Annotated in this window: 10 protein-coding genes; 6 read left to right on the top strand and 4 right to left on the bottom strand. The window is 50.0% G+C overall.

The genetic code is table 11. The features are described 5' to 3' along the window. Nucleotides 1-135: 135 nt before the first annotated feature. From K0I31_RS05065 to K0I31_RS05080, 4 genes are read left to right on the top strand one after another with little or no spacing between them, the layout of a single operon-like run. Nucleotides 136-2,493 carry a type I restriction-modification system subunit M gene (locus tag K0I31_RS05065; protein WP_220080118.1) on the top strand — a complete coding sequence of 786 codons (2,358 nt, stop codon included), beginning with the start codon at nt 136-138 and terminating at the stop codon, nt 2,491-2,493. Then, the gene (locus K0I31_RS05070; protein ID WP_220080119.1) at nt 2,493-3,785 is read left to right on the top strand and encodes a restriction endonuclease subunit S; all 1,293 of its coding nucleotides are present in this window, start codon (nt 2,493-2,495) and stop codon (nt 3,783-3,785) included. Before K0I31_RS05065 ends, K0I31_RS05070 begins: the two co-directional genes overlap by 1 nt. After that, nucleotides 3,786-4,670 (top strand): DUF4145 domain-containing protein, encoded by an 885-nt coding sequence (locus K0I31_RS05075; RefSeq protein ID WP_220080120.1) that lies wholly within the window; start codon nt 3,786-3,788, stop codon nt 4,668-4,670. A 21-nt stretch (nt 4,671-4,691) separates the two neighbouring features. Beyond that, on the top strand, nt 4,692-7,943 hold the full coding sequence (locus tag K0I31_RS05080) for a type I restriction endonuclease subunit R (protein WP_220080121.1): 3,252 nt from the start codon (nt 4,692-4,694) through the stop codon (nt 7,941-7,943). A gap of 493 nt (nt 7,944-8,436) precedes the next feature. Here the strand turns inward: K0I31_RS05080 and K0I31_RS05085 are convergent, their stop codons facing one another. Together K0I31_RS05085 and K0I31_RS05090 are read right to left on the bottom strand one after the other, a co-directional pair. Beyond that, the gene (locus K0I31_RS05085; protein WP_011864811.1) at nt 8,437-8,703 is read right to left on the bottom strand and encodes an Lpp/OprI family alanine-zipper lipoprotein; all 267 of its coding nucleotides are present in this window, start codon (nt 8,701-8,703) and stop codon (nt 8,437-8,439) included. 209 nt (nt 8,704-8,912) lie between these two features. Next, nucleotides 8,913-10,154, bottom strand: coding sequence for a multifunctional CCA addition/repair protein (locus tag K0I31_RS05090; RefSeq protein ID WP_220080122.1), 1,242 nt, complete (start codon nt 10,152-10,154; stop codon nt 8,913-8,915). Between the two features lie 187 nt (nt 10,155-10,341). On the opposite strand from K0I31_RS05090, the gene K0I31_RS05095 reads away from it, so the two are divergent. After that, entirely contained in the window at nt 10,342-12,090 is a 1,749-nt protein-coding gene (locus K0I31_RS05095) for an ExeA family protein (RefSeq protein WP_220080123.1), read from the top strand. Further along, nucleotides 12,090-13,175, top strand: coding sequence for a general secretion pathway protein GspB (locus K0I31_RS05100; RefSeq protein WP_220080124.1), 1,086 nt, complete (start codon nt 12,090-12,092; stop codon nt 13,173-13,175). Before K0I31_RS05095 ends, K0I31_RS05100 begins: the two co-directional genes overlap by 1 nt. Nucleotides 13,176-13,321: 146 nt before the next feature. On the opposite strand, the gene nhaD is transcribed toward K0I31_RS05100, so the two are convergent. Beyond that, complete coding sequence (gene nhaD, locus K0I31_RS05105) at nt 13,322-14,569, bottom strand: sodium:proton antiporter NhaD (protein ID WP_011864815.1); 1,248 nt, start codon at nt 14,567-14,569, stop codon at nt 13,322-13,324. A gap of 606 nt (nt 14,570-15,175) precedes the next feature. Then, the gene (gene hemL / locus K0I31_RS05110) at nt 15,176-16,462 is read right to left on the bottom strand and encodes a glutamate-1-semialdehyde 2,1-aminomutase (RefSeq protein WP_144201058.1); all 1,287 of its coding nucleotides are present in this window, start codon (nt 16,460-16,462) and stop codon (nt 15,176-15,178) included. Nucleotides 16,463-16,474: the final 12 nt, after the last annotated feature.

The raw sequence follows: 16,474 nt of genomic DNA on the forward strand, positions 1-16,474 counted from the left end.
CGTTGATAATTTATTAAGGCAAATCAAACAACTTGTATCCATTCATTGCTCCACTAGCTTCAACGCCGTAGAATCCAGCTCTACACCAATGAATACCAGTTAATTCGATTCAAAGTCGTTTTTATGAGTGAACACATGACAAATACTAGTTTTTCCCAAACTGCCGCTTTTATCTGGTCTGTAGCAGATCTCCTTCGCGGCGATTTTAAACAATCCCAATATGGTCGTGTGATCCTGCCGTTTACTCTGCTGCGTCGCCTCGAGTGTGTGCTTGAGCCAAGCAAAGACGCCGTGGTTGCCGAATTTGATCGTATTAAGCCTATGAACTTGCCGGAAGAAGCGCAGGAAAAGTTCTTACTACGTGCAACTCAATCACCAGCACAACCCGATGGTTTGTCGTTCTTCAATACCTCGCCAATGAACCTTGGCAAGATGGGACAAAGCAACATCAAGGCGAACCTTGAGAAGTACGTGCAGTCATTCTCCAAAGATGCGCGTGAGATCTTCGAGCACTTCAAGTTTGATGAGTTTGTTGGTCTGCTGGAAGATGCCAACCTGCTTTACAAAGTGGTGAAGAAGTTTGCCACCACCGACCTAAGCCCAAACAGCATTTCCAACCACGATATGGGCTTGGTGTTTGAAGAGCTGATCCGCCGCTTTGCGGAAAGCTCGAATGAAACTGCTGGTGAACACTTTACCCCGCGTGACATCGTGCGCCTGACGACCTCTTTGGTGTTTATGGAAGACGATGAAGCCCTAACCAAAGATGGCATCATCCGTACCATCTATGACCCAACAGCGGGTACAGGCGGCTTCCTCTCTTCAGGCATGGAATACGTGCACGAACTCAACCCGAAAGCGGTGATGCGTGCGTTTGGTCAGGAGCTAAACCCAGAGTCCTACGCTATCTGTAAAGCGGATATGTTGATCAAAGGGCAAGACGTTAGCCGTATCAAACTAGGCAACACCCTATCGAATGACCAACTGCCAGTCGACAAGTTTGATTACATGCTGTCTAACCCGCCGTTCGGTGTCGATTGGAAAAAGATTGAGGGCGAAATCAAAGATGAGCACGAGCAAAAAGGCTTTGATGGACGCTTTGGCGCTGGCTTGCCGCGTGTATCTGATGGCTCGCTGCTGTTCTTGATGCACCTTATCAGCAAGATGCGCCCAGTCTCTTGGCAAAAGGAGAAAAATGTTGATAACCAAGTCACAGATGGCGGTCGTATTGGCATCATCCTAAATGGCTCGCCGCTGTTTACTGGCGGTGCAGGTAGTGGTGAAAGTGAAATTCGTCGCTACATCTTAGAAGCTGACCTGCTTGAAGCCATTGTCGCGCTGCCAACCGATATGTTCTATAACACAGGTATTGCGACTTATGTTTGGGTTCTGACCAACAAGAAAGACCCTGAGCGTAAAGGCAAAGTGCAGCTTATCAATGGTGCCAACTTAAGCCACAAAATGCGTAAGTCGCTAGGTTCTAAGCGTCACTTCCTGACCGATGATGAAATCCGCGCCATCACCAAGAACTTTGGTGAGTTTGTTGAGGTGGACACCCTGACCGAAAGCGGCAAACCACTGACCGCTAAGATTTTCGATACCCATGAGTTTGGCTACCGTCGCCTGACTATCGAGCGCCCATTGCGTTTGTCTGCACAAATCACCGATGAAGCGGTGGAATCACTGCGCTTTGCACCTAAGCCATTTAATGCTGTGATGCAGTCCGTTTATGAGCAGTTTGGCACAGAATGGGATGACAACACTTATGGCACACTGATTGAAGTAGAAGCCGAAGTGCGTGCACTGATCAAAGCGGACTTCCCAGAGCTGAAAGAAAAGCAAATCAAAGACGTACTGGACAGAAAACTGTGGTTAAGCCAAAAAGCCTTGATGGATGATGCCAAAGCCCTGCAAGTTGCTATTGGTGAAAACGCTGGTGGACAGGCTCTTGGTGGTAGGTATCAGCAATCTGACGATTTCAACCAGTTTGAGCTGACTTTGAAAGGCGTGTTCAAGACTACTGGTATCAAGTTCGACGCCAAGCAGAAGAAACAGTTCATTGATGCAATCACATGGAAGAACCAAGACGCGGAGCCTGTGATCAAAAAAGTGCTGAAAGAAAACGCGCAGCCGCTATACGGGGCATGTGCCTACGGCGGCTCTTTGAAAGAGTACAAAGGCAAAGTGGTTGAGTTCCAACAAGATGGCGACCTGCGTGATAACGAGAACGTGCCGCTTGATCCAAGTGTCACCACCATTCGCTTGATTGAGAGATACTTTGAACGCGAGGTGAAACCACACGTTGCCGATGCATGGATTAACGCAGACAAACGCGATGATAAAGACAATGACATTGGTGTGGTGGGTTATGAAATCCCATTCAACCGCCATTTCTATGTCTATCAGCCGCCGCGTGATTTGGCAGAAATTGATGCCAATTTGGACGATTTAAGTAAAGACATTATGAAGCTACTGCAAGAGGTACATTCGTAATGGGCAAGTATCAAGCGTATCCAGAATACCAACATAGTAACGTTCGGTGGCTACCTGATTTACCACAACATTGGGGTGTTGAACGCATCAAACGGATGCTAAAACTCAAAAGAACTCTAGTGGGTAAAAAATCCTCTGAGTATCAATTACTATCTCTTACTCTTAAGGGAATCATCACTCGTGATATTTCAACGGGGGAGGGAAAAATCCCAGAGAGTTTCGATACATACCAAGAAGTAGAAAAAAATGATTTGGTTTTTTGTCTGTTTGATATGGATGAGACTCCACGTACAGTTGGCTTGTCTGCTTTAGATGGGATGATCACTGGTGCGTACAACGTATATGGATGCTTAGATAAGTGCTATCCAGCTTATGCTAACTATTACTTCTTGCACATTGATAAATTCAAAGGTCTGCGTCCTTTTTATACTGGTTTAAGAAAGGTTGTTCGCTCTGAATCGTTCGACAATATTGAAATGCCATGTCCTCCGTATGAAGAACAAACCCAAATCGCTAATTTCCTCGATCACGAAACCGCCAAGATTGACACCTTGATCGAAAAGCAGCAGCAACTGATTAAGCTGCTGAAAGAGAAGCGCCAAGCAGTGATCAGCCATGCGGTGAGTGCTAAGGACGGGGAAAGAACCGCAAAACTATCATATTTCATTGATTTGTTATCGGGGTACGCATTTCCAAGTAGTGGATTTAAGCAAGAGCCCAGCGATGCTATTTCACTTTTGAGAGGAGTCAATGTGGGTGTTGACCATATCAAATGGAATGAAACAGTTTATTGGCCTGCGAGTGATGCTCCAAAGTTGAAAGAGTTCGTGCTTGAAGAAGGTGATATTGTCTTTGGTATGGATCGTCCGTGGATCTCATCTGGCGCACGCGTTGCTGAGATAAAAAACAGTGATCTACCGTGCTTTTTGCTACAACGAGTCGCAAGGATAAGGAGCTTAGAAGGAACATATCAACCCTTCGTAAAATTATGTTTAGCTAGCAATGAATTTAAACGTTTTGTAGAGGCAGACTTAACAGGGGTTAGCGTTCCTCACATAAGCCCTGAGCAAATAAAGAGTTTTCCTATAAGAGCCATTGGTTATGAAAAACAAAAGTATGTGACAGATCTTGCTCTTGCTAATTGTAAAAAGCTGGATGAGATCGAGAAGAAAGCGGAAAAAGCTATAAATTTGATGCAAGAACGCCGCACCGCTCTTATTTCAGCCGCTGTCACAGGCAAGATTGACGTACGCTACTGGGTTAAACCTAAAGAAACAAAAGAGGTAAATTAAATGGACATAGCGGTTTGGAAACGGATTTCAAGTTTTACGGCATTGGATAGCTATCCGTTGTTACCTTGCCCCCACTGTAATAATGTGGCACTACAGCTTGATCAAGACAGTATTCAATTAAGACCAATTAAAGAAGACACCTTGTTGGTGGCAAGCCGAAAATACCGTGATGAAAAGTATACTAAGCAAACAAGTCTAAAACAAAAGCAGGATGCCATAGATGAAAGTGACGGTTTTTGGTTGCCGTTGCTTGGTACTATTACGACGTTATATATGGATGCTATTGATCCCATCAATGGTGATCCATTTCTCTTTAATGCCTTTTTTACCTGCAACGATTGCGGTGAACATGTAACGGCTTCTGGCGTATTGCTTGAGCCGAAAAAATGGGCTGATGAATCAACATCTAAAGCTAAGCAGATTAAAGTCGAACATTTCTCCCCTACAGTGCCATTTTTTCCACTGTCAGCGAATACTCCGAAGCTAATTGGAGAAGAACTTTATAATGCGTTTAAGCATTTTCATTTTGACCCTCTGTCATCGGCTTCAAAATTGCGCCGAGCAATTGAACGGTTCTGTGATGATATGCTGGTGGAAGGTAGCAACTTGAACCGCAAAGTACAAAACCTTGCTAAAACTCACCCTGAGGAAGCTTCCTATTTAGAGCCGCTAAAGCTTGTTGGCAATGAGGGGACTCATGGTTCTAATGTCGATGAGTTAGATTTACTGTACGGTTTTCAAATGTTCCAGTTTGTATTAGAGATGTATGATAGAAATGCGCGGTTTGAATCTTTGCAAGAAACGTACGACAAGCTAGCGGACAAAGTTGGGAAAGAGCGTTTACAGCTCGCGCACAAAAAAGAGCTAACCATTTTAGCCCAATAAATGGAATCTTCGGAAAAAGTTATGAACAACGCAGCTCTAGAACGAGTTTTTCAGGACGACATTATCAGCCAGATGGTTGCCAATGGCTGGGTGCAAGGCACTGGCGAGGGCTATAACCGCGAATCGGCATTATATGAAGCGGATGTGCTGTCCTTTATCAAACAGACGCAGCCGAAAGAGTGGGAGAAGTTCTGCAAAGTCTTCCCAACCGATTCAGATCGTCACTTCCTTGATGCTTTGGTTACGCAGCTTAAAAAGGCAGATGAGAACGCCACTGATCGCGCTTCACGCACCTATGGCACCTTGGGGGTGCTTCGTCATGGTTTGAAAATTCGCAATACCCGTTTTGAATTGTGTCAGTTTAAGCCAGAGCATAACCTCAACCCTGAAACCTTGGCGCGTTACCAGCAAAACATCTGCCGTATTGTACCTGAGCTGGTTTACAGTCCGTATGCCACCAAAGAACAAGAATTGGAAACAGGTAAAAAGGCTAAGAAGTGGCGCATTGACTTGGTGCTGTTCGTTAACGGTTTACCTGTCTCTACCCTTGAGCTGAAATCTGAGTTCAAACAAGCGGTAGAAAACGCCATTTCGCAGTACAAACTGACCCGTTTACCTAAAGATCCAGCCACTAAAAAGCCAGAGCCACTTTTGAGCTTTAAACGTGGTGCGTTAGTGCATTTCGCGGTAAGCCAGTATGAAGTTTTCATGGCAACCAAGCTGGCGGGTGACCAAACGTTTTTCCTGCCGTTTAACAAAGGCACGCATGATGGCGGTAAGGGCAATGATATTCCAGAAGATGAAAATCGCTACGCCACAGATTACCTGTGGAATGAAGTATTAACGCCAGACAACCTGCTTAACATCATCGGGCGCTTTATTCATCTTCAAATTGAAGAAAAAGAAGATTGGGAGGGGCGTAAAACCAAGAAAGAAACCTTGATCTTCCCGCGTTACCATCAATGGGATGTGGTAACCAAGCTGGTTAACGCCGCAATTGAAGAGGGTACAGGTAATAAATACCTGATCCAACACAGTGCGGGTTCGGGTAAATCCAACTCGATTGCATGGACAGCACACCAGCTCTCGACCTTGCATGATGCCAACGGCAACAAGCAGTTTGATTCAGTCATTGTGGTGACTGACCGTACCGTTTTGGATGATCAGCTACAAGACACTATTTATCAATTTGAACATGCTGATGGCGTTGTAGGGCGTATAAACCGTAAAGAGGGCGATGGCTCGAAATCAGAGAAATTAGCGACGGCATTGGAAACCTCCCAGCCAATCATCATCGTGACCATTCAAACGTTCCCGCATGTGTTAAAGGCGATTGAGAACTCGACGTCACTGAAAGAGCGTCGATACGCCATCATTGCCGATGAAGCGCATTCTTCACAAACAGGCGCAACGGCTCGCCAGCTCAAAGAAGTATTGATGACGGATGAAGCCGATGATGACACTGAACTTTCCTCTGAGGATATTCTTGATGCTACCGTTGCGGCTCGTAGGGGCAGTGCTAACCTGAGTTATTACGCCTTTACCGCCACTCCAAAGCCAAAGACTCTAGAGTTGTTTGGTCGTAGACCCGATCCAGAGCAACCCGCGTCTAAACGCAATTTACCAGTGGCTTACCATATCTACTCTATGCGTCAGGCGATTGAAGAGGGCTTTATTCTTGACGTGCTAAAGAACTACACCAACTACAAGGTTATCTATCAGCTCAAACAAAAGCTGGAAGCCGAAGACAAAGAGGTTGATTCAGGCAAAGCTAAGGTGAAGCTCAATAACTGGGTGCGCCTGCATGACCACAACATCTCACAGAAAGTGAAAGTGATTGTTGAGCACTTCAAAAAGAACGTGATGGGCTTATTGGGTGGTCAAGCCAAAGCAATGGTGGTCACCAGCTCACGGAAAGAAGCCGTACGCTACAAGCTGGCTTTTGATAAGTATGTGGCTGAGCATGGCTATGCTGGTATTCGTGCTATGGTGGCGTTCTCTGGCGAAGTGGAGTTTAACGCCGCCGATCCAGACTGCACTGCGTTTATGGATCAGAAGTTCACCGAGCACAATATGAACCCTGACCTTAAAGGGCGTAAGATGCGAAAAGCGTTTGATACCGACGATTATCAGGTAATGCTGGTGGCAAACAAGTTTCAGACGGGTTTCGATCAACCCAAGTTGTGTGCCATGTATGTGGATAAGAAGCTAGCAGGTGTTGAGTGTGTACAGACGCTTTCACGCTTAAACCGCACCTATCCAGGCAAAGCGGAGTCTGGTACCTTTGTGCTCGATTTTTATAACGATCCACAAGATATTCTTGATGCATTCCAGCCTTATTACCAAGTGGCAGAGCTTGAGGATGTGTCTGACCCTGATAAGATTTTTGACCTGTCAGAGAAGCTGCGCACCAGTGGTATTTTCTTATGGACGGAGGTAGAGCAGTTCGTTGATGCCTTCTTTACCAAGAACAAGTCTAATGCTGCTATCAGCAATATCTGCAAGCCAGCCATTGACCGCTGGCGTAAGCGTTACAGCTCAGCGGTAGAAGAGTACCTTCATGCCAAGAACGTCTTTGAGCGCACTAAAAAAACGGGCGATGCCGTGTTAATCGCTAATGCAGAGAACACCTTCAAAGAGTGCAAGCAAGAGAAAGACCGTCTTGAGATCTTCAAAAAGGATTTAGGCAGCTTTGTACGCTTCTATGAATTTATGTCGCAGATTGTCGATTATGACGACAAAGAGCTGGAAAAGCTGAGCCTGTATGCGCGTCACCTGCGCCCAATGCTGCGCGAGAAAGTGATTGAAGAGGATGAGCTGGATCTCGACAATGTGGTGATGAGCCACTATCGCTTATCGAAGATCCGTCAGCAGGATATTCAGCTAAAGGAAAATTCTCCTGAATACAAACTCCAACCGAGCAATGACGTTGGCACGGCTAAGCCAAAGGATAAGAAAGAAGAATTCCTGTCTCATATCATCGAGCGACTGAACGAGGTGTTTGTTACCGACAACCTGACTGATAAAGACATGATCAACTATGCCTTTACGGTGCGTGACAAGCTAACCGAGAACGAAATGGTAATGAGCCAAATCGCTAATAACACCCGCGAACAAGCCATGCTGGGTGACTTCCCGCGTGCGATTGATGACGCGATTTTGAATAGTAATGAGGCTCACCAAGAGCAGATGATGCAGTTGTTGTCTGACCCAAATAAGACCAAGCAGTTTGCGCGCGTTATCTTTGACATGTTGAGTGGGTATCGCACCTAATCTCTTGAGAGGCTAGGGAGTTCCGGCAAGTAACAGAAAGCAAGCTGCGTTCAAATGGATGCAGTTTGCTTTTTACTTCATACATCTTCCACCAGCAAACTTTTAAACGCCTTTCCTTGTCACCGAGCGATGTTAGTCCCGCTGTTTGGATCATTTGTAAAAACAGGCACTGTCAAAACGAAACGGAAAAGGATCACTTTTCTAAAATCGTATAATTATGAATTTTATCCATTTATCTGGTTTTTAGTGTTAGATGCCGATTGAGCATTTTGGATCACGATATAGTGCTGTGGGGATAAATAGCGAGGTAGTGATAGCTAGGGTGAGAGTACTTTGTCTATAAGGTGCTAAAAAGTCATTTTGCTTAGCTATTGAATGGTGGAAAAAATTAAGGCTTGGCTAGGTGTGTGTCACTATGCGTGTCACTATTAGTCACCTTAAACCAAGCCTCACAAGTTAACTTATTGATTAATAAGTTTAACTTACAGACACATTACTTCTTGTAAGAAGAAGCGATGTTGTCGATGCGGTCGTTAGCACGCTTAGCTTCAGCTTGTGCGTCCATCGCAGCAGCTTTTGCATCTTTAACGTCAGCAGCAAGAGCACCTTGCTCAGACTTCAGAGAGCTAACTTCAGCTGATAATTGATCAACTTTGTTGCCTAGGTTAGCAACGCTTTCTTCTAGAGCAGTAGTGTTTGCGCAACCACCAAGAAGGGCAGTCATTGCTACGCCAGCAATCATCAGTACTTTTTTGTTCATTGGGAAATCCCTTTAAATAAGTTGGATTGAGTTGGAGCAGCCGAAAAGTACAACTGCAACTGGTTAATTATGTCATAGCCATTTTATTTTGCTATGAATTTTCACCCTAAGGTCGTAATACAATATCTCATGATTGTGCAAAATCAAGCTTGTCGAGGGTTTTTGCTCAAATTTTGGCTAATGATCACTAAAACTTAACCTTCGATTAGCTATGGCTTTGCATTTACGGCGGTTTTTCGCTTGTACTGCTCGATGACCTCGACCCTTTGCTTGTGTAATTCCGCCTTGATATCGGCGCCCTTAAATCCCGCCTCTATGATAGGTTTTATCGCCACATTGCGCGCAAGCTCAAAACAGTGCTGCACATAGGCCCCTTGGGGATAGGGGCGCTCCTCCAGGCCTGTGCGTCCCTTGCTGTCGGCTTCGCAGGCCAGCAGGAGTTGCGGCAGTCTCTCGGGCTTACGCCAGAGATCGGCCTTGTCGAACAGCTTGACCATGATCTCGGCTCGCAGCTCGAAGGCGTTATGGATGTTCTGATGCTGGTCGCTCACCAGCAGGGCCAGATCCCGGTAGTCGTTAGGGACGCGAAAGCGCTCGCACAGGGCGCGAATGAGGGGCAGGCCTTTTTGGCCATGGCCGTGATGTTTCGGCAGATGTTCCTTGGGCGACAGCGCCTTGCCAAGGTCGTGTACCAGGGCGGCGAAGCGCACCTGCTTGTCCTGGCTGAGTCTGGCGGCTTGCTCAAGCACCATCAGGGTGTGTATGCCGGTATCTATCTCTGGGTGCCACTGCTCTGGCTGAGGGATGCCAAACAGGGCTTCTATCTCGGGAAAGAGTATCGCCAGGCCGCCAGCTTCTCTGAGCACCTCGAAGAACACCTGGGGCGCCTCTGTGCTCAGCGCCTTATCCAGCTCCTGAAATACCCGCTCAGGCGTTAGCGCCTCGAGCTCACCGCTTGTGGCGATGCGTTGCATCAGTGCCATGGTCTCTGGGGCGACCTTAAAGCCCAGGGGCTGAAAACGGGCGGCGAAGCGGGCGACCCTGAGCACCCGTAGCGGATCCTCGACGAAGGCATCCGACACATGCCTGAGCAGGCGCTGCTCGATATCGGCCTGTCCGCCATAGGGATCGAAGACTTGCCCCGCTTCATCCTGGGCGATGGCGTTGATGGTGAGATCCCGCCTCAGCAGGTCTTCCTCCAGGGTGACATCGGGCGCCGCGTAGACGCTAAAGCCGCCATAGCCGACGCCTGTCTTACGCTCGGTGCGCGCTAGGGCATATTCTTGCTGTGTCTTAGGGTGGAGAAATACGGGGAAGTCTTTGCCCACCTGACGATAGCCTTTATCGAGCATTTCCTGCACTGTGGCGCCCACCACCATGTAGTCACGATCTTTAATGGGAATATTGAGTAACTGGTCGCGGACGGCGCCGCCAACTAAATAGATCTTCACGTCTCACCAAGGGAAATCTTTGTATTGGCCTAAGCTTATCATGGCAAGTTGTTAAATCGCATCCTTTCGCGGCTTAGATAGCTGGCTCGAGGCGCGGCTTTAGCGCAATTATTTGGGGGGAATTTTTGACAACGTCTCCCCTAGGGATTAATTTGAACCGTCATTACTATTTTGGGACTGAGACGGCATGTACAAGGCGTTTTACGGACTAAGCGATAACCCGTTTTCGATCGCACCCAACCCTCATTATCTGTTCCTGAGTGACAGGCATCGTGAGGCGTTGGCTCATTTAACCTATGGATTGGGTGAAACCGGTGGTTTTGTCTTGTTAACCGGCGAGGTGGGCACGGGAAAGACCACAGTGTCGCGCTGCCTGCTCAACCAACTGCCTGAAAATACCGATACCGCCTTTATCCTCAACCCCTCGCTGACCGAGCTTGAGCTGCTGGCCACCCTGTGTGACGAGCTGGGGGTGCATTATGGCGAGTCGCCCACCCTGAAACAGCTCACCGATAAGCTGAGTCAGTTCCTGCTGGCTAACCATGAGAAGGGGCGCAATACCGTCCTGATCATCGACGAGGCGCAGCATCTGCGGGCCGAGGTGCTGGAGCAGCTTAGGCTGCTGACCAACCTGGAAACAGATACCAAGAAGCTACTGCAGGTGATCCTAATCGGTCAGCCGGAGCTACAACAGCTACTCAAGCGTCAGGAGCTCAGGCAGCTGGCCCAGCGCATCACCGCACGTTATCACCTGCTGCCATTGACCCAGCAGGAGATCGCCCTCTATGTACAGCACAGGCTACAGGTGGCCGGGCGTCATGAGCCGCTGTTTCACCGCAGTGCCATCAAGACGCTCCACCAATACAGTGGCGGTATTCCGCGTCTGATTAACCTCTTGTGTGAACGTGCCCTGATGGCAGGTTATGCCCAGTCTAAGGTGCCTATCGACGCCAATATGGTGAGAACCGCCGCCAGCGAAGTCTTGGGCGAGGAGATCAAGCAGCGCAAACTGCTGTGGCCGGCGACGGCCGCGACCCTGATCCTGGCGACCTTTGCCGGCGCCTTCTACTTCTTTAACCTGCAGGGGCAGGGCGGCATAGCTCAGGCAAACACAGCTCAGGCAAATATGGCCCAGACTGGCGCTGTGCAGGGCAATGAGCCCACAGCGACAGGTGCGCAGCAGGCTAATCAGAACCATTCACAAGCCGTCCAGCAACAAACTCAGCCACAAACTCAAACCAAGCTGGCAAGCCGCCAAGTCGAAGAGAGCAATGCCAGCCTGAGCGCCGATCAGCGTATATTGCGTCAGGCGATCAATCAGAGTCGCAGCATAGACACCGCCTATGCCGCCATACTCGGCCTGTGGGATAAGGCACCTTATGTTGGCCTGACCGCCTGTCAGTCGGCCAAGCAGCAGGGGCTAGACTGCTTCCAGCAGCAAGGCAACTGGCACTCCCTGGTACGCCTCAATTATCCGGCCGTGGTCTACCTGCAGGATGAGCGCGGCGAGCCCTTCTACGGAACCGTCGTGTCCCGCCAGGGCGAGCAGCTATTACTGCAACTGGCTGAGCAGCAGCTGTGGGTCGACAGAGACTGGTTTACTCGCCACTTTGCCGGCACCTTCGAGCTATTGTGGCAGGCACCAAGCTATCAGCCTAAGGAGATAGGCCGAGGCTCGGCGCCAGCGCAGATCCAGTGGCTGGAGAATGCCCTGGCGCAGATCCAGAACAAGCCCGCCCGTTTGGTCGACTACTTCGATGCCGAGCTGGAGCAATCTCTGATGGATTTCCAGCGTCAGCATGGCCTGCGCGCCGACGCCATCGCCGGTAGCCAGACCTTAATGCAGCTCAATCTCTACCTCAGCGATAAGGGCCCGAGATTGCAGGAGCAGCAAGTAGGATTGCAGGGAAGAGTGCAAGGCGAGGGACGCTACTGATGTCTATCCTTCTCGATGCGGTGACCCGCGCGAAACAGCAAGATCAACAGCTAGACCCTGTGATCACCCCAAGGTCCCAGTATGAAGCGATGCAGCCCAAGTGGCCCCTGGTCGTCAAATTAGGCTTGTTAGGTACTGGTCTTGGCGGAGCCATCGCCCTCGCCTGGGTGCTCAGCGGGCAGGGAGAGCTAGGCGCGCAAAAGCAGGCCGCATCAGTATCTAACGTGTCTAGCATATCTAGCCAACAAACCACTGGGGTACAGATACAAACTAAGCCCCTGCAACAGCCCCAACAACAGCGCGCGACTGAACATCAGACCGCTCAGCTTTCTCTTGAGCAGAATCCTCAGACAGGCATCAAACTGGCGGGTAAGGTTGCCCTGCCATTGCCGGTGGAGCGCCCCAGCGTTCAAGCCCGGACGAGTGAACCCTTGACGGCATCTATCACTCAGCCAAGGCGTCAGCAGGCCGCGCAAAGCCTTGTAAACACTAGCGCCGCAAGTAATCAGGGCTATGTAAATAACCAGGGCGCAGATGAGCCGATCATTTTAGGTGCCAACGCCAACCAGCGTGGGCGAGAGCTGCTCAGCTCTCTCAAGGCCCAGGTGGATGAGGCGGCGGCCGATGTCGGCCTGGACGCTGCTTACGTTGAGGAGCAGCGCGCAAATCAGGGATTGGAGCAAGCAAGCGAGCAGGCCCCCGAGCCTGTAGCTGAGCAGCGCCCAGTGGTGAAAGATACCAGCAAGCTGGTAGCTGCCTTCGAGGCGGCGCTCAAGGAGGTGGAGAAGGATAATGCCGTCGCCAACCCGGTGACCCAGCCTAAGCTGGACCCTATTCCAGAGGCCCAGCCCGACGAGCTGCCCAAGTATGGCCAGCTACCGGCTGGGATTCAGCTGCAGGTACCCGAGTTTAATATTTTGGCCCATGTCTATGCCAACGATCCTAAGAACCGCTGGCTGAATGTGGATGGCGCCGAGCTGCAACAGGGTGACATGATTGGCGGCAAGCTGAAGATAGTCGAGATACGCCCGAGGGATGTGGTGTTAGAGGTGGCCGGTACCGAGTTTAAGGTGCCCGCTATCTAAGCGCAATTTGGGTAGCTGCTTAGCCTAAGTCAAATCAGCAGATGCCAAATCAGTAAGAAAAAAGGCGATGAATCATTCATCGCCTTTTTCGTTTGAGTCTTGTTTGGTCTCAGTGCCTAAACAAAGAACGTCTAGCCAAAGAGTGCCTAGCCAAAGAATTCGTAGGCCAGTAGCAACGTCAGACCGTAACCACAGGTATAACACAGGGCCAGTGCAGGCACATACTTGAGGTAGGTGACGAAGGTGAGCTCTTTCACCTTACTCATGGCGATGATACCCGCCGCACTACCAATTACCAGCAGAGAACCGCCCACGCCCACTGAGTAGGTGAGGCCCAGCCACTCTGGGGTGTTAAGCACAGGTTCGGCCTTCAATAGCGCCGCGGTGAGCGGTACGTTATCCAGAATTGCCGAGCCGATACCCGTCACGAAGTTAGAGATGTTAGGGTCAAACTTGGCATAGACCTCGGTCAGTAGATGCAGGGTGCCAATTTCTTTTAGCATGCCTACGAGCAGCAAGATCCCCAGGAAGAAGAGCAGGGTTTCGAACTCTACCTGGCGGATATATTCGAGGATCTGTAGCTCCTCCTTGTTGCTGCGCTGCAACGTGCCCATCAGGAACATCACAGACAGACCCGACAGGAAGGTCAGCACAGGCGGAATACCGAAGAAGATGTTGAGCACCATGGTCATTATGATGGTGATCAGGAAGATTAGGGCGATAAACACATCCAGCTTGCTGTATTGACGCTTGATGGGGGTGGTGCTCACATAGCCTTCCGCCTTCAGCGAGAAGAGTACCGCCAGCAGCATTACACTGGCCGCCGCCGGGATGAATAGCATTAGCAGCTGCGAGATATGGACGTGGCCGCCGAGGAAGATCATCAGGGTCGTCACGTCACCTGTGATCAGCGCCACACCGCCCGAGTTGACCGCGAAGATGATGAGTACCGACATGCGGCGCTTCATCTGGCTCTCGAGTTGAAAGGTGGTCAACAAGCCCAAGGAAACCAGGGTCGCGGTGACGTTATCACAGATGGCCGACAGCACTAGGGAGAAGAGCGCCACCTGTATCATCAGCATGCGCACAGAGACCTTCTGGGGGAACAGCTTCTGCACCAGGATCTGAATCATGCCCTTGGCGTTCAGGTAGGCTACGAAGGTCATGGTGGACATCAGGAAGAGCCAGAGGGTGGCGATTTCCAATAGGTTGTGGTCCAGCTCCTCAGCCACTAGATGTTGGTGGCTGGGATCTCGCGCCGCAACAAACAGGGTGATCCAGGCAACACAGCCGAAGAAGAGGGTGGTTTTAGCCTTATTAATGTGGGTAACTTCTTCAAAAATAATGCTTAATAGCGCTAGCACAGCAAGTGTGATCAGGAAAATGTTGAGCATACATTTGTTCCTACGGCTGATAGTAAATCCCGTCCGGCAGAGGTGAGACGGCATGATTTACATCAAGGTTTGGTTAAGGTTGTTGTGTTAGGCGGCGATCTGACCATAGGATGGGATAATACGCAAGCGTTACCTTAGTCTAATTTCGCTGAAAAATGCGATCTCGCGCACATCGAGGCTTTTGAAATAGCGGAATATTTTTTGATTTCTCAAATCTGTGGTGAAAGCTGCTGAATTCTTGCTTTTGACTTTACTTAATTCAGTGCATCCTACTAAAGATTGTCATATACACAAGAGTCTCTACTGGCTGTGGCTGTCAAGTTGGAATAAATTGTTTACGATTTGCGTCCTGCCAGGCGAATCGATGTTTAGTATCTTGAATCGAGCGGGGCTAAGGCGAGCCGATTTGAGTGACATAGCGTGGGGCGAGCACTGGCATTGAGACGAAGGCCTAGGCATTGAGCCAAAGATTTAGGCAAGGAGCAAAGGCCTGGGCTGTGAGTAAAGGCCTAGGCTATGAGTATAAAGCAGGGCAATAAAAAAGGACGCCTGGGCGTCCTTTCTGCTTTCGTTACTAATGCGCGTTCGAATGACTGGCGCTAGCTATTACTTAGCCATGCGGGCGAAGACGCGATCCGCTGCGGCCAGCGTCTCTTCCAGTTCCTTCTCGCCGTGTGCCATAGAGAGGAAGCCAGCTTCATAGGCGCTAGGCGCTAGGTAAACGCCTTCGTCCAGCATGCCGTGGTAGAAGGTGCGGAAGGCTTCAGCGTCACACTGGGTGACCTGATCGAAGCGGGTTACCTGCTCCAGCTCGGTAAAGAAGAAACCGAACATGCCGCCCACATAGTTGATGCTCAGCGGGATACCATGCTTGTTGGCCGCGGCCTTGAAGCCTTCGGCGATACGCTTGGTCTTGGCGGCCAGCTCTTCATACAGGCCTTCGGCGCACAGCTCTTCCATCTGCGCCAGACCCGCCGACATGGCGATCGGGTTACCCGACAGGGTACCTGCCTGATACACGGGACCGGTAGGGGCGATAAACTGCATCACCTCTTTACGGCCACCGAAGGCGCCCACTGGCATACCGCCGCCGATCACCTTACCCAGTGTGGTCAGGTCAGGGGTAATGCCATAGTGGCCTTGTGCACCGCTCTTAGAGACGCGGAAACCTGTCATCACCTCGTCGATGATCAGCAGGGCGCCATACTGGTCACACAGGGCGCGCAGACCTTCCAGAAAGCCTGGAATTGGCGGGATGCAGTTCATGTTGCCGGCAACCGGCTCAAGGATGATACAGGCGATCTCTTCTGGGTACTGTTCAAACAGTGCCTTAACCGATTCCAGCTCGTTGTAAACCGCGGTCAGTGTGTGTTTGGCGAAATCTTCTGGGATACCCGGTGAGCTTGGCTGACCTAGGGTCAGGGCGCCTGAGCCTGCTTTTACCAGCAGACAGTCGGCATGGCCGTGGTAGCAACCTTCAAACTTGAGGATCTTGTCGCGGTTGGTAAAGCCGCGTGCCAGACGGATGGCGCTCATGGTGGCTTCTGTGCCTGAGCTCACCATACGAACCTGCTCCATCGAAGGCACCATCTCGATCACCTTCTCGGCCATGCGCACTTCAAGCTCGGTTGGCGCGCCGAAAGAGAGGCCATTCTCTACCGCGTCCAGTACGGCTTGACGGATCTTTGGATGATTATGACCCAAGATCATCGGGCCCCAAGAGCCAACATAGTCGATATAGGCCTTGCCGTCGGCATCATAGATGTAAGCGCCGTCGGCTTTTTCGATGAAACGTGGTGAACCACCCACGCCGTTGAAGGCACGCACGGGTGAGTTAACGCCACCAGGGATAGTTTTCTTAGCCTGCTCAAATAGGGTTTCAGAACGGGTCATTCTAGATCCTTT

Origin of the sequence: Shewanella spartinae (assembly GCF_019457555.1) — a bacterium.
Classification (GTDB): Bacteria; Pseudomonadota; Gammaproteobacteria; order Enterobacterales; family Shewanellaceae; genus Shewanella; species Shewanella loihica.